The organism is Streptomyces desertarenae (assembly GCF_042681365.1).
GTDB lineage: Bacteria > Actinomycetota > Actinomycetes > Streptomycetales > Streptomycetaceae > Streptomyces > Streptomyces desertarenae.
Genome location: NZ_JBHUFU010000011.1, coordinates 125,546 through 148,875 on the forward strand (window position 1 = coordinate 125,546; position 23,330 = coordinate 148,875).

Annotated in this window: 20 protein-coding genes, 1 tRNA gene and 1 pseudogene; 13 read left to right on the forward strand and 9 right to left on the reverse strand. The window is 75.6% G+C overall.

What is annotated here, in order from left to right:
* Positions 1–53: 53 nt before the first annotated feature.
* The 4 genes from ACFSJS_RS19175 (at position 54) to ACFSJS_RS19190 (ending at position 4,830) form a co-directional block, all read left to right on the forward strand.
* Positions 54–1,337 (forward strand): ABC transporter substrate-binding protein, encoded by a 1,284-nt coding sequence (locus ACFSJS_RS19175; RefSeq protein ID WP_380902227.1) that lies wholly within the window; start codon positions 54–56, stop codon positions 1,335–1,337.
* A gap of 28 nt (positions 1,338–1,365) precedes the next feature.
* Entirely contained in the window at positions 1,366–2,385 is a 1,020-nt protein-coding gene (locus ACFSJS_RS19180; RefSeq protein WP_380901997.1) for a carbohydrate ABC transporter permease, read from the forward strand.
* Positions 2,382–3,314 (forward strand): carbohydrate ABC transporter permease, encoded by a 933-nt coding sequence (locus tag ACFSJS_RS19185; RefSeq protein WP_380901999.1) that lies wholly within the window; start codon positions 2,382–2,384, stop codon positions 3,312–3,314. Before ACFSJS_RS19180 ends, ACFSJS_RS19185 begins: the two co-directional genes overlap by 4 nt.
* 82 nt (positions 3,315–3,396) lie before the next feature.
* Entirely contained in the window at positions 3,397–4,830 is a 1,434-nt protein-coding gene (locus tag ACFSJS_RS19190; protein ID WP_380902001.1) for a GH1 family beta-glucosidase, read from the forward strand.
* Between the two features lie 144 nt (positions 4,831–4,974).
* Here the strand turns inward: ACFSJS_RS19190 and ACFSJS_RS19195 are convergent, their stop codons facing one another.
* The 3 genes from ACFSJS_RS19195 to ACFSJS_RS19205 form a co-directional block, all read right to left on the reverse strand.
* The gene (locus tag ACFSJS_RS19195; protein ID WP_380902003.1) at positions 4,975–5,196 is read right to left on the reverse strand and encodes a hypothetical protein; all 222 of its coding nucleotides are present in this window, start codon (positions 5,194–5,196) and stop codon (positions 4,975–4,977) included.
* A 149-nt stretch (positions 5,197–5,345) separates the two neighbouring features.
* A complete protein-coding gene (locus ACFSJS_RS19200; protein WP_380902005.1) occupies positions 5,346–6,734 on the reverse strand; it encodes an ATP-binding protein in 1,389 nt (462 codons plus the stop codon).
* 52 nt (positions 6,735–6,786) lie between these two features.
* The gene (locus ACFSJS_RS19205; protein WP_380902007.1) at positions 6,787–7,503 is read right to left on the reverse strand and encodes a response regulator transcription factor; all 717 of its coding nucleotides are present in this window, start codon (positions 7,501–7,503) and stop codon (positions 6,787–6,789) included.
* Positions 7,504–7,600: 97 nt separating this feature from the next.
* On the opposite strand from ACFSJS_RS19205, the gene ACFSJS_RS19210 reads away from it, so the two are divergent.
* The gene (locus tag ACFSJS_RS19210) at positions 7,601–8,206 is read left to right on the forward strand and encodes a hypothetical protein (protein WP_380902009.1); all 606 of its coding nucleotides are present in this window, start codon (positions 7,601–7,603) and stop codon (positions 8,204–8,206) included.
* A gap of 46 nt (positions 8,207–8,252) precedes the next feature.
* Here ACFSJS_RS19210 and ACFSJS_RS19215 read toward each other — a convergent pair whose 3' ends face one another.
* Positions 8,253–9,128 carry a spermidine synthase gene (locus tag ACFSJS_RS19215; protein WP_380902011.1) on the reverse strand — a complete coding sequence of 292 codons (876 nt, stop codon included), beginning with the start codon at positions 9,126–9,128 and terminating at the stop codon, positions 8,253–8,255.
* A 32-nt stretch (positions 9,129–9,160) separates the two neighbouring features.
* Positions 9,161–9,625, reverse strand: coding sequence for a hypothetical protein (locus ACFSJS_RS19220; protein WP_380902013.1), 465 nt, complete (start codon positions 9,623–9,625; stop codon positions 9,161–9,163).
* A gap of 172 nt (positions 9,626–9,797) precedes the next feature.
* On the opposite strand from ACFSJS_RS19220, the gene ACFSJS_RS19225 reads away from it, so the two are divergent.
* The gene (locus tag ACFSJS_RS19225) at positions 9,798–11,261 is read left to right on the forward strand and encodes a hypothetical protein (RefSeq protein WP_380902015.1); all 1,464 of its coding nucleotides are present in this window, start codon (positions 9,798–9,800) and stop codon (positions 11,259–11,261) included.
* 39 nt (positions 11,262–11,300) lie between these two features.
* Here the strand turns inward: ACFSJS_RS19225 and ACFSJS_RS19230 are convergent, their stop codons facing one another.
* Complete coding sequence (locus ACFSJS_RS19230; protein ID WP_380902017.1) at positions 11,301–11,897, reverse strand: histidine phosphatase family protein; 597 nt, start codon at positions 11,895–11,897, stop codon at positions 11,301–11,303.
* 176 nt (positions 11,898–12,073) lie between these two features.
* Between ACFSJS_RS19230 and ACFSJS_RS19235 the strand changes: the two genes are divergently transcribed.
* The 6 genes from ACFSJS_RS19235 (at position 12,074) to ACFSJS_RS19260 (ending at position 17,430) form a co-directional block, all read left to right on the forward strand.
* The gene (locus tag ACFSJS_RS19235) at positions 12,074–13,285 is read left to right on the forward strand and encodes a hypothetical protein (RefSeq protein ID WP_380902019.1); all 1,212 of its coding nucleotides are present in this window, start codon (positions 12,074–12,076) and stop codon (positions 13,283–13,285) included.
* Positions 13,276–14,811 (forward strand): hypothetical protein, encoded by a 1,536-nt coding sequence (locus tag ACFSJS_RS19240; RefSeq protein ID WP_380902021.1) that lies wholly within the window; start codon positions 13,276–13,278, stop codon positions 14,809–14,811. The genes ACFSJS_RS19235 and ACFSJS_RS19240 overlap by 10 nt, the downstream gene beginning before the upstream one ends.
* Positions 14,808–16,169: an AAA domain-containing protein gene (locus tag ACFSJS_RS19245; protein WP_380902023.1), complete on the forward strand. Its 1,362-nt coding sequence runs from the start codon at positions 14,808–14,810 to the stop codon at positions 16,167–16,169. Before ACFSJS_RS19240 ends, ACFSJS_RS19245 begins: the two co-directional genes overlap by 4 nt.
* Positions 16,170–16,256: 87 nt before the next feature.
* Entirely contained in the window at positions 16,257–16,616 is a 360-nt protein-coding gene (locus ACFSJS_RS19250) for a hypothetical protein (protein WP_380902025.1), read from the forward strand.
* Between the two features lie 120 nt (positions 16,617–16,736).
* A complete protein-coding gene (locus tag ACFSJS_RS19255) occupies positions 16,737–17,366 on the forward strand; it encodes a hypothetical protein (protein ID WP_380902027.1) in 630 nt (209 codons plus the stop codon).
* Positions 17,357–17,430 (forward strand) — tRNA-Lys (locus ACFSJS_RS19260). Before ACFSJS_RS19255 ends, ACFSJS_RS19260 begins: the two co-directional genes overlap by 10 nt.
* Before the next feature lie 63 nt (positions 17,431–17,493).
* Here the strand turns inward: ACFSJS_RS19260 and ACFSJS_RS19265 are convergent.
* Positions 17,494–18,852: a M6 family metalloprotease domain-containing protein gene (locus ACFSJS_RS19265; protein ID WP_380902029.1), complete on the reverse strand. Its 1,359-nt coding sequence runs from the start codon at positions 18,850–18,852 to the stop codon at positions 17,494–17,496.
* A gap of 377 nt (positions 18,853–19,229) precedes the next feature.
* Here ACFSJS_RS19265 and ACFSJS_RS19270 point away from each other — a divergent pair, with 377 nt between their 5' ends.
* Positions 19,230–21,125: a putative bifunctional diguanylate cyclase/phosphodiesterase gene (locus ACFSJS_RS19270; RefSeq protein WP_380902031.1), complete on the forward strand. Its 1,896-nt coding sequence runs from the start codon at positions 19,230–19,232 to the stop codon at positions 21,123–21,125.
* Here ACFSJS_RS19270 and ACFSJS_RS19275 read toward each other — a convergent pair.
* Positions 21,062–22,228, reverse strand: a complete 1,167-nt coding sequence (locus ACFSJS_RS19275) for an LLM class flavin-dependent oxidoreductase (RefSeq protein ID WP_380902033.1) — start codon at positions 22,226–22,228, stop codon at positions 21,062–21,064. The two genes, ACFSJS_RS19270 and ACFSJS_RS19275, sit on opposite strands and share 64 nt — an antisense overlap.
* Before the next feature lie 185 nt (positions 22,229–22,413).
* Positions 22,414–23,110, reverse strand: a pseudogene (locus ACFSJS_RS28055) (maleate cis-trans isomerase family protein).
* Positions 23,111–23,330: the final 220 nt, after the last annotated feature.

Consider the following 23,330-nt stretch of genomic DNA (forward strand, 5'->3'; position numbering starts at 1 on the left):
GCTAGGAGGACGCAGTGCGCAGTACCCGCACCACCCGCCGAGGCGTTGCCCTCATGGCCGCCGCGGCGATCGGCACCAGCCTGCTCGCCGGGTGCGCGAGCGACGAGGACTCGGGCACCGACGCCGGCGGGAGCGACAGCAAGGGCAAGACGGTCATCACCGTCGGCCTCTTCGGCACCTTCGGCTTCCAGGAGGCCGGGCTCTACGAGGAGTACGAGAAGCTCAACCCGAAGGTCAAGATCGAGCAGACCGTCATCGAGCGGAACGAGAACTACTACCCGCAGCTCCTCACGCGCCTGGGCAGCAACAGCGGTCTCGCCGACATCCAGGCCATCGAGGTGGCCAACATCGCCGAGGTGGTCCAGACCCAGTCCGACAAGTTCGTGGACCTGGGCAAGGCGGACGGCGTCAGCAAGGACGACTACTTCCCCTGGAAGTGGGAGCAGGCCACCAACCCCGAGGGCAAGACCATCGGTCTGGGCACCGACGTCGGCCCGATGGCCCTGTGCTACCGCAAGGACCACTTCGAGGCCGCCGGCCTGCCCACCGACCGCGAAGAGGTCGGCAAGCTGTGGGCGGGCGACTGGGGCAAGTACATCGAGGTGGGCAAGCGGTTCCAGCAGAACGCCCCCGAGGGCGTGGCCTGGGTCGACTCGGCCGGCGGCGTGTACAACGCGGTGATCTCCTCCAGCGCCAAGCGGTACTACAGCGAGCAGGGCAAGCTGATCTACAAGGACAACCCGGCCGTCAAGGAGGCCTGGGACCTGGCCGCCGAGGCCGCCACCGCGGGGCTGACGGACAAGGAGCAGCAGTTCACGCCGCCGTGGGACAAGTCCATGAACAACGGCACCTTCGCCACCATCTCCTGCCCGCCGTGGATGCTCGGCTACATCCAGGACAAGGGCGGCGACAAGGCGAAGGACAAGTGGGACGTCGCCCAGGCCCCCAAGCCCGGCAACTGGGGCGGCGCCTTCCTCGGCGTCCCGGAGACCAGCAGGCACAAGGAGGAGGCGATCAAGCTCGCCGCCTGGCTGACCGCCCCGACCCAGCAGGCCAAGCTCTTCGCCGAGCGCGGCAGCTTCCCGAGCACGCCGGGTTCGTACAAGACCCCCGAGGTCGCCGAGGCCAAGCACGAGTTCTTCTCCAACGCCCCGATCGGCCAGATCTTCTCCGCCGCCGCCGAAGGCGTCCCCACCCAGGTGATCGGCCCGAAGGACCAGGTCATCCAGGAGAACATCGTCAACAGCGGCCTGCTCCAGATCGACCAGAAGGGCGTCTCCCCGGACAAGGCGTGGGAGTCGGCCACCAAGACAGTCGACAACGCACTGGACGAGTGATCGACAAGTGACCACTACCGGTTCGCCGGTGACCGCGCCCCCCGCCGAGCAGGGGGGCGCGGCCCCGCGCCACAGCACGGCTCCCTCCTCCCGCGAGCAGAAGCGGCGGGAGCGCCGCAGCCGCTGGTACCAGCGGGACGTGAAGTGGAGCCCGTACGCGTTCGTCACCCCGTTCTTCCTCTTCTTCGGGGCCTTCAGCCTCTTCCCGCTGCTCTACACGGGCTGGGCGTCGCTGCACAAGGTCTCCCTGACGGCCCCCACCGAGATGGAGTGGGCCGGCCTGCACAACTTCTCCCGGCTGTTCGAGGACGACTTCTTCTGGAACGCCCTGCGCAACACCTTCAGCATCGGGATCATCTCCACCGTCCCCCAGCTGCTGATCGCCATCGGACTGGCCCACCTGCTCAACTACAGGCTGCGCGGCGCGACGTTCTTCCGCGTGGCGATGCTGGCCCCCTACGCCACCTCGGTGGCGGCGGCGACCCTCGTCTTCGTCATGCTCTTCGGCTACGACTACGGCATGATCAACTGGGCGCTGGGGGCCGTCGGGATCGACCCGATCGACTGGCACAACGACGCCCTCAACTCCCACCTGGCGATCTCCGCCATCGTGATCTGGCGCTGGACCGGCTACAACACCCTCATCTACCTCGCCGCCATGCAGGCGGTGCCCAAGGACCTGTACGAGTCGGCCTCGCTGGACGGCGCGTCGCGCTGGCAGCAGTTCCTCCACGTCACCATCCCCTCGCTGCGGCCGACGATCCTGTTCACGGTCGTCGTCTCCACCATCGGCGCGACGCAGCTCTTCGGTGAGCCCCTGCTGTTCAACCCCGCCGGCGGCGCGAACGGCGGCTCGGACCACCAGTTCCAGACCCTCGGCCTGTACCTCTACGAGCAGGGCTGGGTGAACCTGCACCTGGGCCGTGCCTCGGCCATCGCCTGGATGATGTTCCTCCTGCTGGTCCTGATCGGGCTGGTCAACTGGCTGGTCAGCCGGTGGATGCGGAGGGGCGAGACGGGCCGCAAGACCGCGAGGAGGCGCTCATGAGCGCGTTGAAGACCGACAGCGCGCCGTCCCCGCGGACGGCGGCCGGCCGGCCGCGGCCCGAGCACCGCGCCGGCCGCCGGCGGGGCCGGGGGCGGGCCGCCACCGCCGGCGGCCAGCTGCACGCCGGCAGGATCACGTACGCGGTACTGGCCGTGGTCACCGTGATCGCGCTGTTCCCGCTGTTCTGGACGGCCGTGGCCGCCTCCCGGAACAACACCCGGCTGGCGGAGACGCCGCCGCCGTTCTGGTTCGGCGGCAACCTGTTCAAGAACCTCGAGATCGCCTGGACCGACGCCAACATGGGCCTGGCGCTGCTCAACACCACGATCGTCGCCGGCTCGGTCGCGGCCGGGACCGTGCTGTTCGGGACGATCGCCGGCTTCGCCTTCGCCAAGCTGCGGTTCCGCTTCCGGAACCTGCTGCTGCTGCTGACCATCGGCACCATGATGGTCCCGCCGCAGCTCAGCGTGGTGCCGCTGTTCATGGCCATCGCCGAACTGGAGTGGACCAACCAGCTCCAGTCCGTCATCCTGCCCACCTTCGTCAGCGCCTTCGGCGTGTTCTTCATGCGGCAGTACCTGCTGGAGGCCCTGCCGACGGAGCTGATCGAGGCAGCCCGGGTGGACGGCGCGAGCAGCCTGCGCATCCTGTGGCACGTGGTCTTCCCCGCCGCCCGGCCCGCGATGGCCGTGCTGGGGATGCTGACCTTCGTGATGGCCTGGAACGACTTCTTCTGGCCGATCATCGCGCTGACCCAGCAGAACCCCACCGTCCAGGTGGCCCTGACCGGCCTGGGACGCGGCTACATCCCCGACCAGTCGGTGATCATGGCCGGTGCGCTGCTGGGCACCCTTCCCCTGCTGCTGATCCTGGCCGTCTTCGGCAAACAGATCGTCGGCGGCATCATGCAGGGGGCGGTCAAGGGCTGACCCATCCGGGTCCCCGCCCCGGCCGCAACCCGACCCCCACAGACCAACCCTTCCGTACGACCGTTGATGGGAGCGCTCCCATATGAGCCAATCCTCCTTCCCCGCGAACTTCCTGTTCGGCTCGGCCACCTCCGCCTACCAGGTCGAGGGCGCAGCCGACGAGGACGGCCGGACCCCGTCGATCTGGGACACCTTCTGCCGCACCCCCGGCAAGGTGCTCGGGGGCGACACCGGCGACGTCGCCGTGGACCACTACCACCGCTGGCGCGACGACGTCCAGCTGATGGCGGACCTCAACCTCAACGCCTACCGCTTCTCCATCTCCTGGTCCCGGGTCCAGCCCACCGGCCGCGGCCCGGCCGTCCAGCGGGGCCTGGACTTCTACCGCTCGCTCGTCGACGGGCTGCTGGAGAAGGGCATCACCCCCTGGATCACCCTGTACCACTGGGACCTCCCCCAGGAGCTGGAGGACGCCGGCGGCTGGCCCGAGCGCGCCACCGCCGAGCGGTTCGCGGAATACGCCTCGCTGGTGGCCGGCGCGCTCGGCGACCGCGTGGAGCGGTGGACCACCCTCAACGAGCCGTGGTGCTCGGCCTACCTCGGCTACGGCTCCGGCGTCCACGCCCCCGGCCGCACCGACCACACCGCCGTGCTCCAGGCCGCCCACCACCTCAACCTCGCCCACGGCCTGGGCGTCCAGGCGCTGCGCGCCGCCCTCCCCGGCCGCGCCCAGATCGGCATCAGCATCAACCCGGCCGCGGTGCGGGCGCTGACCGACGAGCCCGAGGACCTGGACGCCAGGCGGCGCATCGACGCCCTGGCCAACCGGATCTTCGACGGCCCGATGCTCCGCGGCGTGTACGACGACGACCTGATCCAGGACACCTCCCGCCTGACCGACTGGAGCTTCGTCCGGGACGGCGACCTGGAGAACATCCACCAGCCGCTGGACGCGCTGGGCATCAACTACTACACGCCCACCCTGGTGTCCGCCGCCGCCGACCGGAAGCTGCCCCGCCGGGACGGCCACGGCGGCGGCACGCAGTCGCCCTGGCCGGCCTCGGAGGACATCGCCTTCCACCAGACCCCGGGCGAGACCACCGACATGGGCTGGACGATCGACCCGACCGGGCTGCACGACCTGCTCATGCACTACCACCGCGAGACCGGCGGCCTGCCGCTGTACATCACCGAGAACGGCATGGCCCGCGACGACAAGCCGTCCCCCGACGGCTCCGTCCACGACCCCGAGCGCATCGCCTACCTCCACAGCCACCTGGGCACCGTGCAGCGGGCGATCGCCGACGGCGCCGACGTGCGCGGCTACTTCCTGTGGTCCCTGCTGGACAACTTCGAGTGGGCCTACGGCTACAGCAAGCGCTTCGGCGCGGTGTACGTGGACTTCGAGACCCTGGCCCGCATCCCCAAGTCCAGCGCCCTGTGGTACGCCCAGGTCGCCCGGACCGGTGTGCTCCGGGCTCCGGAGGCCGCCCTGGAGGAGCCGGTGGCCGACTGACCGCCGGCCGGCCGCGGCCCGTTCCGGGAACCCGGGCGGGGCGCAGCGGGCGTGGGGGGTGGAGACCGCTGCGCCCCGCCTGCCGTGGGGGGCGGCCGGCTGGGGCGGGGGCCCTGTGGGGACGGGGCCCCCGTGGGAGTGGTGCTACGGGGCGGTCCGGGCGGCGTGCCCGTCCGGATCGCCCGCCGCCTCCTGCGGGCCGGACGGAAGCGGGCCGGACGAGACCGGGCCGACCCCGGGGGCCGGATCCGCCGTCGCGGCGCCGGCCAGGACCAGGCCGCCGACCGCGAGGACCGCCGCCACGGCCGCGTCGGCGATCGGCTGCCGCCGCCCGCCCGGGCGGCGCCGCTGCACGGCGATGCTCATCTCTTCCGCTCCTGCCTCGGTTCGTCGGGGGAACGTGGACGAGGAGCACGCTAGCGACCCCGGTGCGGGGCAACCACCCGTTGCGGACCGCTTCCCGGGAACTTATGGCTCCCTTAAGGCGGGCCTACGGAACCGCTCAGGTACCGCCACTACCGGCGCACGCGCCGTCGCACACCGTGTCCGCGCCGGCTGAGCCGGCCGGGCTCCGCGTCCGCGGGCGTGCCGCGCAGGAAGAGCAGGACCCGTATCTCCGCTCCCCCGAGCACCGAGCGGCCGATCCGCACGTCGCCGCCGGTGGACTCCGCCACCCGCCGCACGATGTCCAGGCCGAGCCCCGTCGAGCCCGGCCCGCCGTCGCCGTGGCCGCGGCGCAGCGCCGCGTCGGGGTCGCCGATGCCCGGTCCGGCGTCGGAGACCAGCACGATCACCGAGTCACCGGACGCGCCCCGGTGCACGTCCACGGCGAACGCGGTGCCCTCGGGGGTGTGCCGGAAGACGTTGCCCAGCAGCGCGTCGAGGGCGGCGGCCAGGTCGGAGCGGGCCACGGGGACGCGCACGGGCCCCTCCACGCCGGCCAGCCGCACCTCGCGGCCCTCGTCCTCGGCGAGGGCGGACCAGAACGCCATCCGGTCCCGGATCACCTCCGAGGCGTCGCAGACGGCGGCGCCGGGGGCGCCGGGCGGCTGGGTGCGCTGCTCGCGTGCGGTGCGGATGATGTGGTCCACCTCGCGCTCCAGCTGGGCGACGGCCGCGCGGGTCTGCTCGGCCGCGTCCCCGTCGCCCAGCGAGGCGGTGTTCAGGCGCAGCACGGTCAGCGGGGTGCGCAGCCGGTGGGAGAGGTCGGCGGCCAGCTCGCGCTCGTTGGCCAGCAGCTGCGCGACCTGGTCGGCCATGGAGTTGAACGCGGCCGCCGCCCAGCGCAGTTCGGCCGGCCCCTCCACCGGGACCCGCACCGCCAGCCGCCCGGCCCCCAGCTCCTTCGCCGCCCGGGCCAGCCCCTCGGCGGCGCCCACCATCCGGGTGCCGAGCCGGTCGGCGATGACGACGGAGGCGGCGACGAGCGCGAGTCCGGTCCCGGCCAGGACGAGCCAGGCGGTGGTGACGCCGCCGGTCACCTCCTCCTCGGGCACGAACACCTCCACCACCGAGGTGCCGGTGGTGGTGACGACCGGCTGGAGCAGCGCGAAGCCGCCCTCCACCGGCACGACGGCGGCCCCCTGCAGGGGCGCCTCGGCCCTGAGGTCCTCCTCGGACACCCGCCGGGTGCCGAGCTGCGCGGCCCCGTCGTCCCGGCCGGGGGGCGCGTACACCGCGACCCGCTCGTCCAGCCCGCGGGGCAGGCTGGCCAGGGCGCGCCGGAGCTCCTCCCGGTCGCCGGTGACCACGAGCACGGGGGTCACGGAGGAGGCCACCCGCTCGGCGCCCGCGAACGCCCGGTCGCGGGCCATCTCCCTGACCACCAGCGCCAGGGGGACGGCGAAGGCCACCACGACCATCGCGGTGACCGCGATGCACACCTTGACCAGGGCCCACCTCATGCGCCGCGGTCCTCCCCCGCGCCGCCGGCGCCGTCCGCTCCCCCCGTCCGCCTCATGGCCGCGCGGTCTCCTGCGGGGGCTCCAGCTTGACCCCCACGCCGCGCAGCGTGTGGAGGTAGCGGGGACTGGCGGCCGTCTCCCCGAGCTTCCGGCGCAGCCAGGAGAGGTGGACGTCGATGGTCTGGTCGTCGCCGTAGCTCTGCTGCCAGACCTCGGCCAGCAGCTCCCTGCGCGGCACGACGACGCCGGGGCGTCCGGCCAGGAAGGCCAGCAGGTCGAACTCGCGGCGCGTCAGGTCCAGCCGCCGGCCGTCCAGTTCGGCCTGCCGGCGCAGCGGGTCGACGGCCAGCCCGCCGACCCGGATCACCCGGTCCTCCCCGCCCGGCGCGCCCGGTCCGGCGGCCGCGCCACGCGCCCGGCGCAGCACGGCGGCCATGCGGGCCGACAGGTGCTCGACGGAGAACGGTTTCACCAGGTAGTCGTCGGCGCCGTCGTTGAGCAGCCGGACGATCTCCGCCTCGTCGTCCCGCGCCGTGGCGACGATGACGGGGACCTGGGTGACGCCGCGCAGCATCTTCAGCGCCTCGGAGCCGTCCAGGTCGGGGAGGCCGAGGTCGAGGATCACCACGTCGAAGCCGACGTGCGCGACCTCCCGCAGCGCCTCCAGGGCGGTCCCGACGCTGCGGACGGTGTGGGAGGCCTCCGACAGGTGGCGTATCAGCGCGGAGCGGACGAACTGGTCGTCCTCGACGACGAGTACACGTGCCATGGGCGGCACGTTACGGCATGCGCGGACATGCCAAGGAGGCGTCGGCGGGGGGCGGCGGGCCTCGAACGGGCGGGCGGAAGCGGTTAGGGTGCGCGGGATGCGACGAGGACTGGTCCACGCGGGGGCGTGGCTGCTCGCCAGCGGGGCGGCGGTGACGCTCTCCTGGTTCGGCGTGCGCGTCGTGGTCCCGGACACCGCGTACGAGGGACCGGCCGCCCTGCCGCTCACCGGGCGGCCGCCGGCCCCGCCGGCGAGCGCGGGCGGTGAGCCGCGGACGGACTCCACCCGGCGTCCCCTGCCGCCCCCGGGCACGGACGCCGCCGGGGCCCCGCGCTCCTCCTCCCCGGCCGGACCGACGGGCGCCCTCCGCACCGCGGGGCCGCCGGGCGCCTCCCGCACCGCGGACCGGGCCGGCCGCGGGGACGGCGGCCACGGTCCGGACGCCTCCGGCGGGCAGCGTCCGCGCGAGGCGTCCGGCACGGTGGAGAGCCACGACCTGCGCGGCGGCCGGGTCGTCTTCGACCTGGGGCCCGACTCCGCGACGCTGGTCTCCGCCTCGCCCAACGGGGGCTGGGAGATGCGGGTCTGGCAGGAGAGCCACTGGATACGGGTGACCTTCACCCGCGGCGGCGAGGCCTCGTCCGCCCACTGCGCGTGGAACGGCTCCCCGCCCCGGGTGGTGATCGACGAGCACGGCGGCTGACCGGGGCCGGCGGCCGGGGGCGGTGCGCGCCCGGCGCGGGCGGGGGTCAGCTCCGGAAGACGGAGTCGGGCGGCCGCGGCGAGGGGACGGCGGTGGCGTCCGTGACGGGGGCGGCGCCGCCGGTGAAGTCGGCGAGCGCCCGCCCGTGCTCGACCCGGCCGGGGTGCGGGTCGCCGGCCGCCCGCCGGGTCAGCTCGGCGACGGGCAGCGCCCGGTCGGAGGCGGCCAGGACGGCGTTGCCGAAGCGCCGCCCCCGCAGCACGGCCGGATCGGCGGTCAGGCACAGCTCGGGGAAGACGGCGGCGGCGGTGGCGATCTGCCCGCGCAGGTGGGACAGCGGCGGGCCGTCGGCGAGGTTGGCGGCGTAGATCCCGCCGGGGCACAGCACCCGGCGGACCTCGGCCAGGAACTCGGTGCTGGTCAGGTGCGCGGGGGTGCGGGCGCCGCCGAAGACGTCGGCGACGACCACCTCGGCCCAGTCCTCGGGGATCCTGGGGAGCGCGGCGCGGGCGTCGCCGCCGCGCACCCGTATCCGCCAGGAGCCCTCCAGCGGCAGTTCGCGGCGGACCAGGGCGGTCAGGGCGGTGTCCAGCTCGACCACCTGCTGGGTGGAGCGGGGGCGGGTGGCGGCGGTGTAGCGGGCCAGGGTGAGCGCCCCGCCGCCCAGGTGGAGCACCCGCAGCGGCCGCCCGGGCGGGGCGGCCAGGTCGATCAGGTGGCCGATCCGGCGCTGGTACCCGAAGTCCAGGTGCGCCGGATCGTCGAGGTCCACGTGGGACTGGGGGGCACCGTCGAGCGCCAGCGTCCAGGCGCGCGGCCGGTCCGGATCGGGCAGCAGCTCGGCCAGCCCGCCGCCGACCCGCTCGCTCACCGGCTCCCGGTTCCGCCTGCCGCCCTCGCGCCGCCGTCCGTTCCTCGCCACCCGGCCAGTATCGCCCGTGCGGCCCGCCCGCCTCAGGCGAGGCCGTGGGAGCGGCCCCGCCCGCGGGGGCGGTCGCGGCCGTCGGCGGCGGCGATCGTCCGGGCCGCCTCGCCCAGCGCGGCGCGCAGCCGCGCCGGCTCGGTGAGCCCGCAGTGCGCGCTCTCCGGCGGCACCAGCCAGCCCGCGCCCACGACGGGCGGGGCGCCGGGCGGGCCGCCGGGGCGGTGGGCGCGGGCGCAGGAGCTGCCGGGCAGGTCCCAGCCGTCCGCGGTGCCCGGCGGCACCAGGAAGCCCAGGACGTCGCCCGTGCCGTCGTGCAGCACCGGGCCGACGCCCTCGCGCAGGCGCAGGATGTCGACGGCCTCCAGCCCCTGGCGCGCGGGCACGGTCACCAGGTCGCAGGGCGTGTGCACCGGTCCGGCGCCCTCCGCGCCGTCCGGGGCGGGCCGCTCACCGGCCGGTGGGCGGCCGACGGTTTCGTAGCCGGTGTCCAGCAAGGGGACCCCTCCTCCGCGGTCTCTGCACAGGATGCAACGAACCGGGGTGTCAAGCGCTACGGGGCAATCCCCCCGCAAAGGATGGCAGTTCATGGCAGATCACGTGTCGGATATCCCTTTTTTCGGCATAACGCGCCGATATCGTGCGGCAGCGGCCGGTACGGTCCGGGCCATGGCGTCGTCACCGTCACCTTCAGCGCAGGCGGGGCCGGACCGCCAGCCGAACCTGGCCTTCCGGCGGTTGCGCGGGCGGCTCTCGCCCGGCGAGTTCGCCGCGGCCGTCCGCCGGGCGGCCAGGGAGATAGGCGAGAGCGTCTCCTGCGACGCCCGGTACGTGGGCCGGGTGGAGGCCGGTGAGATCCGGTGCCCCAACTACGCCTACGAGCGGGTGTTCCTGCACATGTTCCCGGGGTACTCGCTGACCGACCTGGGCTTCGAGCCCCGCCAGGCGGTCCGTGGGCGCACCGCGCGCGGACGCGGGGCGTACGGCCACGCAGACGCTCCCCGAGGAGCACGAGTGCGCCCCGGATCCTCCCGCCCCGAGCACCTCTCCGGAAGCCCCGGACCGAACGACGAGGAGAGCGACGTGCTGCGTCGCGCGTTCATGACCGGGGGCCCGGCCGCCGTGGCGGCGGCCTCCCTGGGCCCCACCCTGTTCCCGGCGCGGGCCGCGGCCGCCGGCGCCCCGGACGCCCCGGCCCCCCGGCCCGTTCCCGCCGGCCGCCCGGGCGAGACCGAGGCGGCGGCCGTCGAGGAGACCGTGCGCCACATCCGGCTGCTGGACGACCGGCACGGCGCCGACGACATCTACCGGCAGGCGGGCGAGGCGCTGCGCACCGCCTACGGCCTGCTGGACGCCGGCGCGCGCAGCCAGGCGGTCACCGACCGGCTGCACGCCGGCGCCGGGGAGCTGGCCATCTCGGTGGGCTGGCTGGCCCACGACTGCGGCCGCTGGGCCGAGGCCCGCCCGCACTACGCCGAGGCCCTGGCCACCGCCCGCGTCGCCGGCGACCCGGCGCTGGAGGCGCACGCCTTCTGCAACACCTCGTTCCTGGCCCGCGACGCCGGCCGCCCCCGGGAGGCGGTGCGGGCCGCGCAGGCCGGGCAGCACGTGGCCGGACAGCTGGGCTCGCACCGGCTGCTGTCCCTGCTGGCGGTGCGCGAGGCGGGCGGCTGGGCGGGGCTGGCGGACCGCGCCGCCTGCGAGGAGGCCCTCGGCCGCGCGCGCACCCTGTTCGAGCGCGGCCCCACGGACGCCGACCCGGAGTGGATGTCCTTCTACGGCGAGGCCGAGCTGGACGGGTTGGAGGCGCAGTGCTGGGCGGCCCTGGGCGATTGGGGGCGCGCGGCCCGGCGCGCACGCCGCGCGGTGGCCCTCCAGGACCCGCACTTCGTGCGCAACACCGCGCTGTTCACGGCCGAACTGGCGGGCGACCTGGCCGGGCAGGGGGACGTGGAGGAGGCCGCCGGGGCCGGGTGCCGGGTGCTGGACCTGCTCGACCAGGTGCGCTCCTCGCGCATCCGCTCCATGCTGGACGGCACCGCCCGGCGGCTGCGCCACCACCGCGGCGTCCCGGCCGTCGCGGACTTCCTGGACCGCCACGCCGAACCGCCGGGCCACGCCCGGCCGGCCTGACGGCGCCCCGGGCCGAGGGCGCCGCCGGGCCGGCGGCGCTCACTCCAGGTGGCCCCGGTCGTTCCAGCTCTCGATCGCGGGCTCCCCGTACGCCCAGCCCAGCACCGACAGCGATCCCGGGTCCAGCCGCAGGCGGGCGGCGAAGGACGGGTCCAGCCCCAGCCAGCGCGCGCCCAGCACCCTGAGCACGTGGCCGTGGGCGAAGACGACCGTGTCCCGGTCCGCCGAGCGCGCCCAGGCGACCACCTCGTCGGCGCGGGCGGCGACCTCCTCCAGCCGCTCGCCGCCCACCACGCCGTCCCGCCAGATCAGCCACTCCTCGCCGGCCCGCTCCCGGATGGCCGGGGCGCTCAGCCCCTCGTAGGCGCCGTAGTCCCACTCCATCAGGGCGTCCCAGTCCGCGGCCCGGTCGCCCAGGCCCGCCAGGTCGCAAGTCTCCCGGGCCCTGGAGAGGGGGCTGGTGCGCACCTCGGCGCCCGGCAGCCCGTTCCAGGGAGCGCGGGCCAGCCGCTCGCCCAGTGCTCTCGCCGCCCGGCGCCCCTCCTCCAGCAGGGGGACGTCGGTACGGCCGGTGTGCTGACCGGACCGGGACCATTCGGTCTGTCCGTGCCGGACCAGCAGGACGCGCGCTGTCATCTGTCGGGACCTTTCGCCGTTCGACCTCTCCCGCGGCGGCCCGCGCACCCGCGGTCCGCCGCCCGGACATCATCACGTGCCCGGTTGCCCGGCCGTCGGGCAGCCCCCGCCGTGTCCTTGCGCCGACCGGCGGGCGGACGGGTCCGGCGCACCCGGAAGGGACCTCAACTCCCCCGGTGTCACAGCCGGATGCCACACTTCCGCGGGTGAGCCACATCCCCGACAGCCAACCGACGACAGCCCTGCGCCGGCGGCTCGCCGAGCTGCGCGGCCCGGACGTCGCGCCGCGGCCGCTCGACGCGCGGGCGCTCGCCGCGCTGGCCGCCAATCCCGGCTGCCGCCGCCGCGCGCTGCTGGACGGCGCCGGGGTGGACAAGGGCGCGCTGGCCGAGGCGCTGGGCGCGCCCGCCCCCTTCGGCCGGTCCCAGTTCGCGTTCTCCCGCGGCCACGCCTTCGAGGCCCGGGTGAAGGGGGACGGCGGCGCCGAGCTGATGCGGCTGGTCCACGCGCGCACCGGCGCCCCGGGCACCCCGGCCCCCGAGCCCGGCGGGATCGCCGTCCCCGACCTGACGGCGGCCGGTCCGGCCGGGCGGGCCGAGCGGACCAGGCTCGCCCTGGAGCGGGCCGCGGCCGACGGCGGCTGGACGCTGCTGGACCACCCGATGCTGGAGCTGGAGGTGGCCGGCGCCGCCACCTACCTGGAGCCCGACGCGGTGGCGGTCCACCCCGACGGGCGACGCACGGTGGTGGAGATCAAGTCCTTCCCGATCCTGGACGGTTCGGCCGATCCGGCCAAGGTGGGCGCCGCCGCCCGGCAGGCCGCGGTCTACGCCCTGGCCCTGGAGGCGCTCGGCGGCCGGGTGGACGAGCGGGCCCTGCTGGTCTGCCCGAAGGACTTCTCCAACCTGCCCGCCGCCGAGGCCGTCGACCTGCGCAGGCAGCTGGCCGCCACCCGGCGCCAGCTCGCCCGGCTGACCAGGCTGGCGGAGATCGCCGCCGCGCTGCCGGAGGGCGTCACCTTCGATCCCGCCCGGCCGCCCCGGGAGCTGGCCGACGCCGTGCGGGCGGTCCCGGCGGCGTACGCGCCGCAGTGCCTGTCCACCTGCGAGCTGGCCTTCCACTGCCGCGAGCGGGCCCGCGCGGCGGGCGCCGTGGAGGCCCTGGGCCGCGAGGTCCGCGGGGAGCTGGGCGGGCTGGCGACGCTGGAGGCCGTCCTGGCGGCGGCCCGCTCCGGCGACGGCGGCGACGGGGGCTGCGGGCCGGACGACCCGGCCGCGGCCGCGCTGCGCCACGCGGCCCGGCTGCGGGCCGAGGCCCTGTCGGCCGCGGGGTCCGCCGCGGGCGGCGGCGCGGCGGTCCCCGCCCCGGGGAGGCCCCGGTGTCCCTGATCTCCACCCTGGCCCGCGTCGAGGCCGCCGCCACCGGGCGGGCCCGGCCCCTGGCGACGGTCCGCCACCGGCACCTGGCCGAACGCCCCATGGTCCTGGTGCCGCTGACCACCGCCGGCGAGGTGGGCGCACCGCTGGGCGCGATGGTGGGCACCGACCGGGACGCGCCGCGCCTGCTGGTCGTGCCGCAGCCGCGCGACCGCACGCTGCGGTCCGCCTTCCTCGCCGAACTGGCCGAGGCCGTCCTGCCCCACCTGGAGTCCGCGCAGGACGAGGTCGAGCTCCAGGAGCGCACCGAGAAGGACCCCGGGACGGGCCGGCGGGTCAAGGTCGAGGCCGAACTGTGCGCCGACGCTCCGCAGTTGGTCGTGCCGAACACCGCGGGCGTCGCCTACGTGCGGCTGCTGGGCCGCTCCATGCGCTTCCGCCGCACCGCGGAGGAGGAGCCGGACAACCCGCACCCCGCCCCGCCCCGGCTGCCGCTGCTGGGCCGGTGGCTGACGCACTACGGGGAGCGGGCCCGGGTGCCCGGCTCCTCGCTGCTGGTGGCCGCCACGGAGCTGCTGGCCCGCCACTGGGCGACGGGGCAGAGCCGGCTGGAGGACCAGCACCTGGGCGCGCTGCTGGCCTGGATCACCGCCCCGGAGGGCACATCGGGCGCCGAGGCGGCCCACCGCGCGGAGCTGGCGCGCGGCGAGGACGGGCTGCTGCTCACCCCGCCCGCCGGCCCCGCCACCGACCCGGCCTTCGACAACCGCAGGCTCGCGCCGGCCGTCGCCCGCTACGACGCGGGGCTGCCCGGCGCCGAGGAGGAGGTCCGCGCCCTGGTCGCCACCCAGCTGCGGCCCACCTGGGACGCGGTGTGGCGGGCGCTGGACCTGCTGCGCGAGCTGCCGCCGGGCGCCCGGGTCGCCGACCGCTGGAAGCGCGACCGCTGGTCCTACACCGCCCACCGCGACCGGCTGCGCGCCGGCGAGCCCCCGCAGCCGAGGCGGGACGACGCGGTGACGGCGGCCCGCAAGCTCGCCGCGCGGGAGACGGCGCTGGCGGAACTGGCCGCGCAGGAGGCGCTGGACGACCCCCTGGCGATGGCCGAGCGGCGGCTGGCCGGCCAGGCGTTCGCCGGCGAGGTCACCGCGGTGGAGATGGCGTACTCGGCGGGGAAGCGGCCGATGCCGCGTCCGCTGGTCACCGTCCGCACCGAGGACCTGCCGCACCTGGAGGAGGGCGTCCGGGTGTACCGGGCCCTGGACGACGGGCGCACCCAGCCGGGCGAGTTCACCGGCTCCCCCGGGCCCGGCCTGCTGACCGTCCGGCTGACCGGCGGCATGGGGCGCGCGAGGACGCCCGAGGCCGGATCGGTGCCTGAGGAGGGCGAGACGGTGTGCTGGACGCTGTTCGAGCACGCGCCGCGCGGCGGGCCCGACCTGCCGGATCCGGAGCGGACACCGTGGACGCACGGCGGTCCGCCCGATCCCGACGCCCTCGACGCACCCGACCCCGTGACGGCGGAGGACCTGCTGTGACCGAGACCGTGGCCGACCCCCCGGCGGCCGGTGCGGCCGCCCCCGACCCCGGCGCGGCCGCCGCCGCGGCGACCGACGCGATCCTGCGCGACACCCTCTCGGGGGCCCACCGGGGCGTGGTGGTGGACTCGCCGCCGGGTGCCGGCAAGACCACGCTGGTGGTGCGGGCGGCGCGGGAGCTGGCCGCGACGGGACGGCCGCTGATGATCGTCGCCCAGACCAACGCCCAGGTGGACGATCTGGTGGACCGGCTGGCCACGGCGGATCCCGAGCTGCCCGTCGGGCGCCTGCACAGCAGCGAGGCCCAGCCCTACGACCCCGTGCTGGACCGGCACGACTCGGTGGTGAAGTCCTCGAAGGCCGCGGACCTGGCCGGGCTGGACGTGGTGGTCTCCACCGCCGCGAAGTGGGCGCACGCGGCCGGCGCGGGGCCGTGGGAGCAGGCCATCGTGGACGAGGCGTACCAGATGCGGTCCGACGCGCTGCTGGCCGTCGCCGGGCTCTTCGAGCGGGCGCTGTTCGTCGGGGACCCCGGCCAGCTCGACCCGTTCAGCCAGGTCGGCGCCGAGCAGTGGGCGGGGCTGTCGTACGACCCGTCGGCCAGCGCGGTCACCACGCTGCTGGCGCACAACCCGGGCCTGCCCGTGCACCGGCTGCCGGTCTCCTGGCGGCTGCCGGCCTCGGCCGCGCCGCTGGTGTCGCGGGCGTTCTACCCGTACACCCCGTTCCGCAGCGGCACCGGGCCGGACGACCGGCGGCTGGAGTTCTGCGCGCCCCCGGACGGGTCGCCGGTGGACCGGGTCCTGGACGAGGCGGCCTCCTGCGGGTGGGGGCTGCTGGAGCTGCCGGCCCGCCGCACCCCGCGCACCGACCCGGAGGCCGTGGCGGCCGTGGCGGCCGTGGTGCGGCGGATGCTGGAGCGCGGCGGGCTGGCCCACGGGGAGCGCTCGGCGGCGCCCGCCCCGGTGACCGCCGACCGGATCGCGGTGGGCACCGCCCACCGGGACCAGGCCGCGGCGGTGCGCGCGGCCCTGGCCGCCGCGGGGGTCTGCGGCGTCGCGGTGGACACCGCCAACCGGCTCCAGGGCCGGGAGTTCGACGTGACGGTGGTGCTCCACCCGCTGTCGGGCCGCCCGGACGCCACGGCCTTCCACCTGGAGACGGGACGGCTGTGCGTGCTGGCCTCGCGCCACCGGCACGCCTGCGTGGTGGTCTGCCGCGCGGGCGTGGCCGAGCTGCTGGACGAGCACCCGTCCGTCGAGCCCGTCCGGCTGGGCGCGGAGGTGAAGTTCCCGGACGGCTGGGAGGCCAACCACGCGGTCCTGGCGCACCTGGCGGAGCACACCGTCCGCCTGTGAACCGTCCGGGACGCCGGGCGCCCTGCGGGCACAGGGGGAAGGGGGGAACAATGGAACGCTGCCCACCGAACCGACGGAGGTATCTCCATGCCCGAGCCGCAGCCGGCTCCGGACCCGCGCGGCGGACCGCGCCACCGGCGCCCCGCGCCCCTGCTCTTCGAACCGCGGGAGGCCGCCGGGGACGCCGAGCACTTCTTCGACCTGGAGTCCATCGAGGATCCGCGCGAGCTGCTGGGCCGCGCGACCGAGCTGGCCCTGGCCTTCCGGGCCGCGGCGGACCGGGCGACGGAGTTCCAGGCCGTCGCGGCGGCGCAGCTGGCCGATCCCGGGCGCTTCGACCGGCTCTCGGACGAGGCGATCGCCGAGCGGGCGGAGTGGACGGCCGACTACGCGCGGAAGATGATCGAGTTCGGCCGCGAGCTGCTGTCCGACCGTACTGCCGAGTAGTGTCCCGGGCCAGAACCGGAGGCATATGCGCGGGCGGACGATACCCGATCCCGCCAGGTCGTGTGCGAGTTTCGTGATTTTCCAGGGGCGGTACACAGGCTGTCGGTAGATGTAGGGAACATGAGTGATCCCGCCGCCTACGTGACCCCCGCCGGAGCCGACTGGCTCGCCTCCTCCAGCGCCTTCCCGCGCAGCGTCCACGCCCTGTGGGCGGTGCGCCCGGGCGCGCCCAGCACCCTGCCCTGCGGCACGGCCTTCGACGTGGTCAGCGCCGGCCCGCTGTTCGGCCGCAGGATGCTGGACCGGCTGTGGACGGCCGGGCCGGGAACGGGCCCGGTGGCCCTGCACGGCGGCCGGATGCTGCTGTTCGCCGAACCCGGCACCGCCCAGCGGCTGCCCGCCCTGCTGCGCTGGCACGAGTGGCAGGGCGGCGGGAACCGCGGGGACGCGGCCCGCGACCGGAGTGCGGAAACGATCCCTCCGCTGCTCTGCTACGGCCTCGGGGACGCCGTGACCGTCCCTCCGCCGGTGCCCGGCGGCAACTGCCCGCCCACCACCCGCTGGCTGGTCGCCCCGGACGTCCGGCGCCCCTGGCTGCCGGACACGGAGACGCTGCTGTGGGCCTGCGTGCGGGCCGTCCGGGCGGGGCGGGGCGGGGGCGGGCCGTCCGGGGCGACCGGCTCCGGACCATCGATTTCCGGTCCTTCCGAGCAGGGTGCTAAGGTTTACCGCGTCACCAGGCGCCGCTAGCTCAGTTGGTTAGAGCAGCTGACTCTTAATCAGCGGGTCCGGGGTTCGAGTCCCTGGCGGCGTACCGACGGCGAAGGCCCCCGCGGCAGCGGGGGCCTTGCGCTTTTCCGCTCCGGCCGTCCGGTGCTCACGTCGCCCCGGCCTCCGGCGCCGCCTGCCCCGCTCCCGGGCCCGCGTCCGGCAGGGAGCCGGGCGTCCCCCGCACGGCGATCTCCACCGTCCACCCCGCCGCGGTCCGCTCCCCCACCGTCACCCGCACCGTGCCGGTGCCCGCGTCCACCTCCAGGCTCTCGCCGGGGCCCAGCGGGGCGTCGGCCAGCTCCGGGTAGACCGAGATCCGGCCGCACGCCCCGCTGCCGGGGTGGCCGTCCACCACCTTCACCGGCCCCTGCGCCGAGGCGACGTCGCCGCGCACCCGGTAGACCAGCACGCCGCTGGTGCAGGAGGTGACGTCGTTGCCGACGGGCTCCCGGGCCTCGACCGCCAGCACCTCGCTGCGGCCGGTGCGGACCACGGCCAGCCGGGTGTCGCGCGCCCCCGGCAGCAGGCCGTCGCGGGAGGGCGCCGCGACCGCCCGCAGGACGTGCCGGGTGGTGCCCGCCTCGACGCGGCAGTCGACGCCGCCGGCGTCCAGCCAGCCCAGCTTCCACTTGTGCCAGCCGAAGGGCTCGGGCGCCAGTCCGAACTGGCTGCCCATGAGGTCCCAGTCGCCCACGTGGGTGTCCCAGTCGCCGTCGTCCCCCTCCGGCTGGTGGTAGAGGTCGGGCAGGTCGAACAGGTGCAGGGTCTCGTGGGCGAGGACGTTGCGGTCCGGCGGGTGCTTCTCGAAGACGGTCACCACGCGGTGCAGTTCGGTGCCGTCCACGGATATCGGCTCCTCGAGGTTGACGACCTTGGTGGCGTCGGAGTTCACTCCGGGCGCGTCGGGGTCGGCGACGAGGTAGACGGCGTCGTACTCGCCGAAGTCCACGTGCGGGTCCGCGGCGGTGACGGCGTCGTCGAGGTAGGCGCCCCGCAGGTCGGGCGACCAGTCGCGCTGTATCCCGTACGCCCGCGAGTCGGCCGCCATCTCGAACCAGCGGGGCACCGCGTGGGGGCGCAGCGTGAAGGCTCCGTAGGAGGCCCGCTCGAAGAACTGCGAGGTCTCCGGGAAGTAGTCGGCCGACAACCGTCCGGGAGTGAGGGAGGGCCGGCTCTCGGGGAAGGAGAGGAAGATCATCAGGGCGTCGAGCTCGCCCCGGGGCCGGGGGTAGTCCGGGTTCCAGGTGTCCAGGCCCTCGGAGTGGTGGATGGCGGTCCGCTCCAGGGCGCAGGAGTCGGCGGTGGCCGCCACCGCGGCCGGCCCCGCGACCAGGCTGGTGCCGACCAGGGCGGAGAGGGCGGTGAGCACCGCGCCGTTCCGGCGGGCCCGGGGACCCAGCCAGTGGCCGGCCGGACCGGGGACGGTCGCGTGCTGTCCCCCGCCGGTCCGTCGGGCCCTGCTCATACGCCGCACATCGTCCTCCCGCTGTGGTGTCGGGGCACGGCGCCCGGTGGGTGCGGGCACGGCACCCACTGTGTGCCCTCCGCCCCCCGCGTGCCCCGTTCCGCTAGACCGTACGAGTGAGCCCCCACAGAATCACCCTGTGTAACAAGCGGTCATCATCGGTCGCCGTCGAGAAGTTGCCGCGCAGGAACGGTCATCCTCTCGAAAGCACGTCCGCAGAGTCCGTCACACGGAATCCGAACACCTCGCGCGGCACTGGCTCGGTCGCCAGATAAGCCTCTATGATCGGCACATTTCCAGGGCGGACACCCCCTCAGCGGCCCCCGGCCCGCCGCCCGAACCAGCTACGTGAGACGAGTCCCCCGCGGGAGCGATCGGTGAATGGAACCCTCGACGGACCGGGCAGGGAGCCGGGCGGCGGCCCGGGCGCGACACCCCCGTCCGTCACGGACGGTAGCCGCCCTGCGGGTGCCCGGCCCGCCCTCCCGACGGGGGCACCGCCCGGCACCTCCCCCGGACCGTCGCCTTCCGGTTCCCTCCCCGACCCGGCGGCCTTCCGCGCCGCCTTCGAGGCCGCCCAGCTGGCGATGGCGGTGATCGACGCGGAGGGCCGCGTCCTGGCCGCCAACCCCGCGCTGGGACGGCTGCTGGGCTCCTCCGCCGCGGAGCTCGCCGGGACGCCCGTCACCGCCCTGGCCGGACTGGGCCTCGACGACTCCGCCCGGGACGCCTGCCAGGCCGTCCTGGAGGGACGCAGCGACCGGATGAGCTGCACGCGCCGCCTCAAGCAGGGGGACGGGCGCTCGGTGTGGGCCCGGGTCACCGTGGTGCCCACCGGCTCCCCGGACGGCGCGCGGCCCGGGGAGCCGGAGTCCCCGGGCCGGCGTGCCGGAGGCCGGCCCGGCGCCGCCCTGCTGTCCGTCGCCGACGACAGCGAGCGGCGCGACCTCCAGGAGCGGCTGCGCCACCTGCAGATGCACGACCCGGTCACCCGGCTGCCCAACCGGGCCCTGTTCTTCGAGCGGCTGTCCGCGGCGCTGGCCGAGTCCACCACCGGCCGGATCGGGCTGTGCTACCTGGACCTGGACGGCTTCAAGGCCGTCAACGACACCCTCGGGCACCGCGTGGGCGACCAGCTCCTGGACGCGGTCGCCACCCGGCTCCGCCGGTGCGCCGAGCCGGGCGGGCACCTGGTGGCGCGGCTGGGCGGCGACGAGTTCGCCCTGCTGGCCGAGGCGTCCACCGGCACCCGGCCGCTGACCGAGCTGGCCCAGGAGGTGCTGGCCGCGCTCCAGCAGCCCTTCGACCTGTCCGGGCACCGGCTGGCGGTCTCCGCGAGCATCGGGGTGGTGGAGCGGCCCGCCGCCGGGACGACCGCCACCGAGCTGATGCAGGCCGCGGACACCACCCTCTACTGGGCCAAGGCCGACGGCAGGGCCCGCTGGACCCTCTTCGACCCCGAGCGCAACGCCCACCGCATGACCCGCCAGGCGCTGTCGAGCACCATGCGGCCGGCCCTGGAGCGAGGCGAGTTCGAGCTGGAGTACCAGCCGATCGTCTCCCTCCACGACGACACGCTCGCCGGCGTGGAGGCGCTGGTGCGCTGGCGGCACCCGGAGCTCGGCACGCTCGGCCCCAACCAGTTCGTCGGCCTGGCCGAGGAGAACGGGGCCATCGTCCCGCTGGGGCGCTGGATCCTCGCCGAATCGTGCCGGCAGGCGCGCCGCTGGCAGCGGGAGCGTCCCGGCACGCCGCTGTACGTCAGCGTCAACGTGGCCGTGCGCCAGGTGTGGGACTCCGACCTGGTGGCCGACGTCGCCTCGATCCTGAAGGAGACGGGGCTCCCGCCGGGCCTGCTCCAGCTGGAGCTGACCGAGTCGGCGGTGATGGGCTCGGCCGGGCGGCCGCTGGAGGCGCTCCGGGACCTCTCCGGGATGGGGGTGCGCATCGCCATCGACGACTTCGGCACCGGCTACTCCAACCTCGCCTACCTCAGCAGGCTCCCGGTGCGCGGGCTGAAGCTGGACGGGACCTTCGTGCGCGGGTTCCGCACCGCCCGCCCCCTCAACCCGGCGGACGAGACGATCGTCACCTCCCTGGTCCGCCTCGCCCACGACCTGGGCCTGACGGTCACCGCCGAGTGCGTCGAGGGCCCCGCGCAGGCCGACCGGCTGCGGCGGATCGGCTGCGACACCGGACAGGGCTGGCACTACTCCAAACCGGTGTCACCGGACCGCATCAGCCGGCTGCTGGTGTCGGAGGGCAGGCCGTAGGCGTCGGCGATCAGCCCGTAGCTGCGCAGCCGCGCCTCGCCGCCGTGCGACTGCGAGGTGATCATCAGCTCGTCGGCGCCGGTGCGCTTCGCCAGCGCGTCCAGGCCGTCGCGGACCTGCCCCGGCGTGCCGTACACGACGTTGGAGAGCCAGTCGCGCACGAAGTCGCGTTCGAGCTCGCCCATGCCGCGCTCGTACTCCTCGGCCTCCTCGGGCGTGGGTACCAGGCCGGGGCGTCCGGTGCGCAGCCGCAGCATGGACAGGGCGCCGGTCATCACCTGGCGGCGCGCCTCCCCCTCGTCCTCCGCCGCCAGCGCCGAGACGCCGATCAGGGCGTACGGCTCCGCCAGGACGGCCGAGGGGCGGAACGAGGAGCGGTACAGCTCCAGGGCGGGCAGGGTGTTGGCCGCCGAGAAGTGGTGGGCGAAGGCGAAGGGCAGCCCCAGGCTCCCGGCGAGCCGGGCGCTGAAGCCGGAGGAGCCCAGCAGCCACACCGGGGGGCGGTTCGCCGACTGCACCCCGCCGGGCACGCTGCCCTGGACGGGGCCGGGGACGGCGTGGATGCGGGCGTAGGGGTGGCCGTCGGGGAAGTCGTCGTCGAGGAAGCGGATCAGCTCGGCGAGCTGCCGGGGGAACTCGTCGGCGGCCTCGTGGGGGCGGTCGGTGCGCCGCAGCGCGGCCGCCGTCGCCCCGTCGGTGCCCGGGGCGCGTCCCAGGCCCAGGTCGACGCGCCCGGGGGCGAGGGCCTCCAGGGTGCCGAACTGCTCGGCGATCACCAGGGGCGCGTGGTTGGGCAGCATCACCCCGCCCGAGCCGAGGCGGATGGCGGAGGTGTGGGCGGCCAGGTGGGCCAGGATGACGGCGGGCGAGGAGCTGGCCACGCCGGGCATGGAGTGGTGCTCGGCCACCCACAGCCGGTGGTAGCCGCGGCTCTCGGCCAGCCGCGCGATCTCCACGGAGGTGCGCAGGGCGTCGGAGGCGGTGCGGCCCGCTCCGACGGTGACCAGGTCGAGCACGGACAGCGGGACGGGGGCCCTGCCCCGGGCCGTGCCCCGTACCGGGTCCGTGCCGTTCGCCGTGCCGGGGTCGTTCACCTGGTCCATCGCGGGCCGCCTCCTCGTGGTGCTTCTGCGTCGTCCCGCGCCGCCGCCGGCCGTGTGGATCGCGCACGGCCCTGCGGCAGGGGACGGAAGAGGACAGCCGTGCGGGCCGGCCCGTTATTCCCGCCGCTCCCGCTCCGGTGACCGGTGTCACCGGAGCGGGAGCGGCCCGCGGCGGGCGCTGCCCGTCAGCCGCCGCGGAGGAGCCGGCCCGGGGCGGGGCAGACGGCGGTGCGGTCCAGCAGCCGCAGCCCCTCCCAGGCGGTGACCTGGTTGGCGGTGAGGACCGGTTTGCCCAGCGCCTCCTCCAGGTCGGGGATCCAGGCCGCGGTGTGCAGGGCGGTGTCGGGCAGCAGGACGGCGTCGGCGGCGGGGTGGTCGCCGGCCCGGGCCAGGGCGAGCACCTCCTGCCGCCCCCGGTGCCGACCTCCGCGGCGGTGACGATCCCGGCGCCGCGCACCGGGACGACCTCGGCGCCGGCCGCCGGCCCCCTTGAGGAAGGCCCTGAAGTGCTCGGCCACGTCCTCGGGGTAGGTGGCCGCGACGGCCGCCCGGCCGGCGCCCAGGGCCCGCACCGCGCGGGCGAAGGCGAAGGAGGTGCTGGAGGCGGGGAGCCCCGCCGCCGACGAGAGCGCGCGTACCTGCTCGTGCGCCCCCTCCCAGCCGAAGACGAAGCTGGCGGTGGTGCAGGCCGGTCTGGTGCTCGCCGATCAGCCGGGCCGGGTCCAGGCTCACCTCGACGGGGACGAACGGCGTCCGCGTCAGGTGGAGGGAGACGTCGTCGGGCACCCACCGCCACAACTCGCGGTCGAGTGCGAAGTCGAAGGGGGCGACGACGCCGACACCGCGCTGCGGGTGCGGCCCGCCGAGGAACGAGACATCCATGAGCACCCCTGGAAGAGGGTAGGGGCGGCCGGGGCCGGTGACGGGGAAAACCGGCGGAAGGCGCCGGGACGCCGGGGCAGATGCCTTCGTTGACGAAGGTGGTTACCGGTCCTACCGTGGTCAATCCTTTCGCCGGTCCGTACCTGCGAACGGTATCCCGGCGCTCTTCGCGCACTCGACTCCACTTTCCCGTGCCCTCGTTGACCCCTCATTACGAAAC

Coding starts and splice junctions, on each gene's coding strand:
- ACFSJS_RS19185 (WP_380901999.1), top strand. CDS start 2,382: ATGAGCGCGTTGAAGACCGACAGCGCGCCGTCCCCGCGGACGGCGGCC.
- ACFSJS_RS19175 (WP_380902227.1), top strand. CDS start 54: ATGGCCGCCGCGGCGATCGGCACCAGCCTGCTCGCCGGGTGCGCGAGC.
- ACFSJS_RS19195 (WP_380902003.1), bottom strand. CDS start 5,196: ATGAGCATCGCCGTGCAGCGGCGCCGCCCGGGCGGGCGGCGGCAGCCG.
- ACFSJS_RS19200 (WP_380902005.1), bottom strand. CDS start 6,734: ATGAGGTGGGCCCTGGTCAAGGTGTGCATCGCGGTCACCGCGATGGTC.
- ACFSJS_RS19275 (WP_380902033.1), bottom strand. CDS start 22,228: ATGGACCAGGTGAACGACCCCGGCACGGCGAACGGCACGGACCCGGTA.
- ACFSJS_RS19205 (WP_380902007.1), bottom strand. CDS start 7,503: ATGGCACGTGTACTCGTCGTCGAGGACGACCAGTTCGTCCGCTCCGCG.
- ACFSJS_RS19210 (WP_380902009.1), top strand. CDS start 7,601: ATGCGACGAGGACTGGTCCACGCGGGGGCGTGGCTGCTCGCCAGCGGG.
- ACFSJS_RS19190 (WP_380902001.1), top strand. CDS start 3,397: ATGAGCCAATCCTCCTTCCCCGCGAACTTCCTGTTCGGCTCGGCCACC.
- ACFSJS_RS19250 (WP_380902025.1), top strand. CDS start 16,257: ATGCCCGAGCCGCAGCCGGCTCCGGACCCGCGCGGCGGACCGCGCCAC.
- ACFSJS_RS19255 (WP_380902027.1), top strand. CDS start 16,737: ATGAGTGATCCCGCCGCCTACGTGACCCCCGCCGGAGCCGACTGGCTC.
- ACFSJS_RS19230 (WP_380902017.1), bottom strand. CDS start 11,897: ATGACAGCGCGCGTCCTGCTGGTCCGGCACGGACAGACCGAATGGTCC.
- ACFSJS_RS19265 (WP_380902029.1), bottom strand. CDS start 18,852: ATGAGCAGGGCCCGACGGACCGGCGGGGGACAGCACGCGACCGTCCCC.
- ACFSJS_RS19225 (WP_380902015.1), top strand. CDS start 9,798: ATGGCGTCGTCACCGTCACCTTCAGCGCAGGCGGGGCCGGACCGCCAG.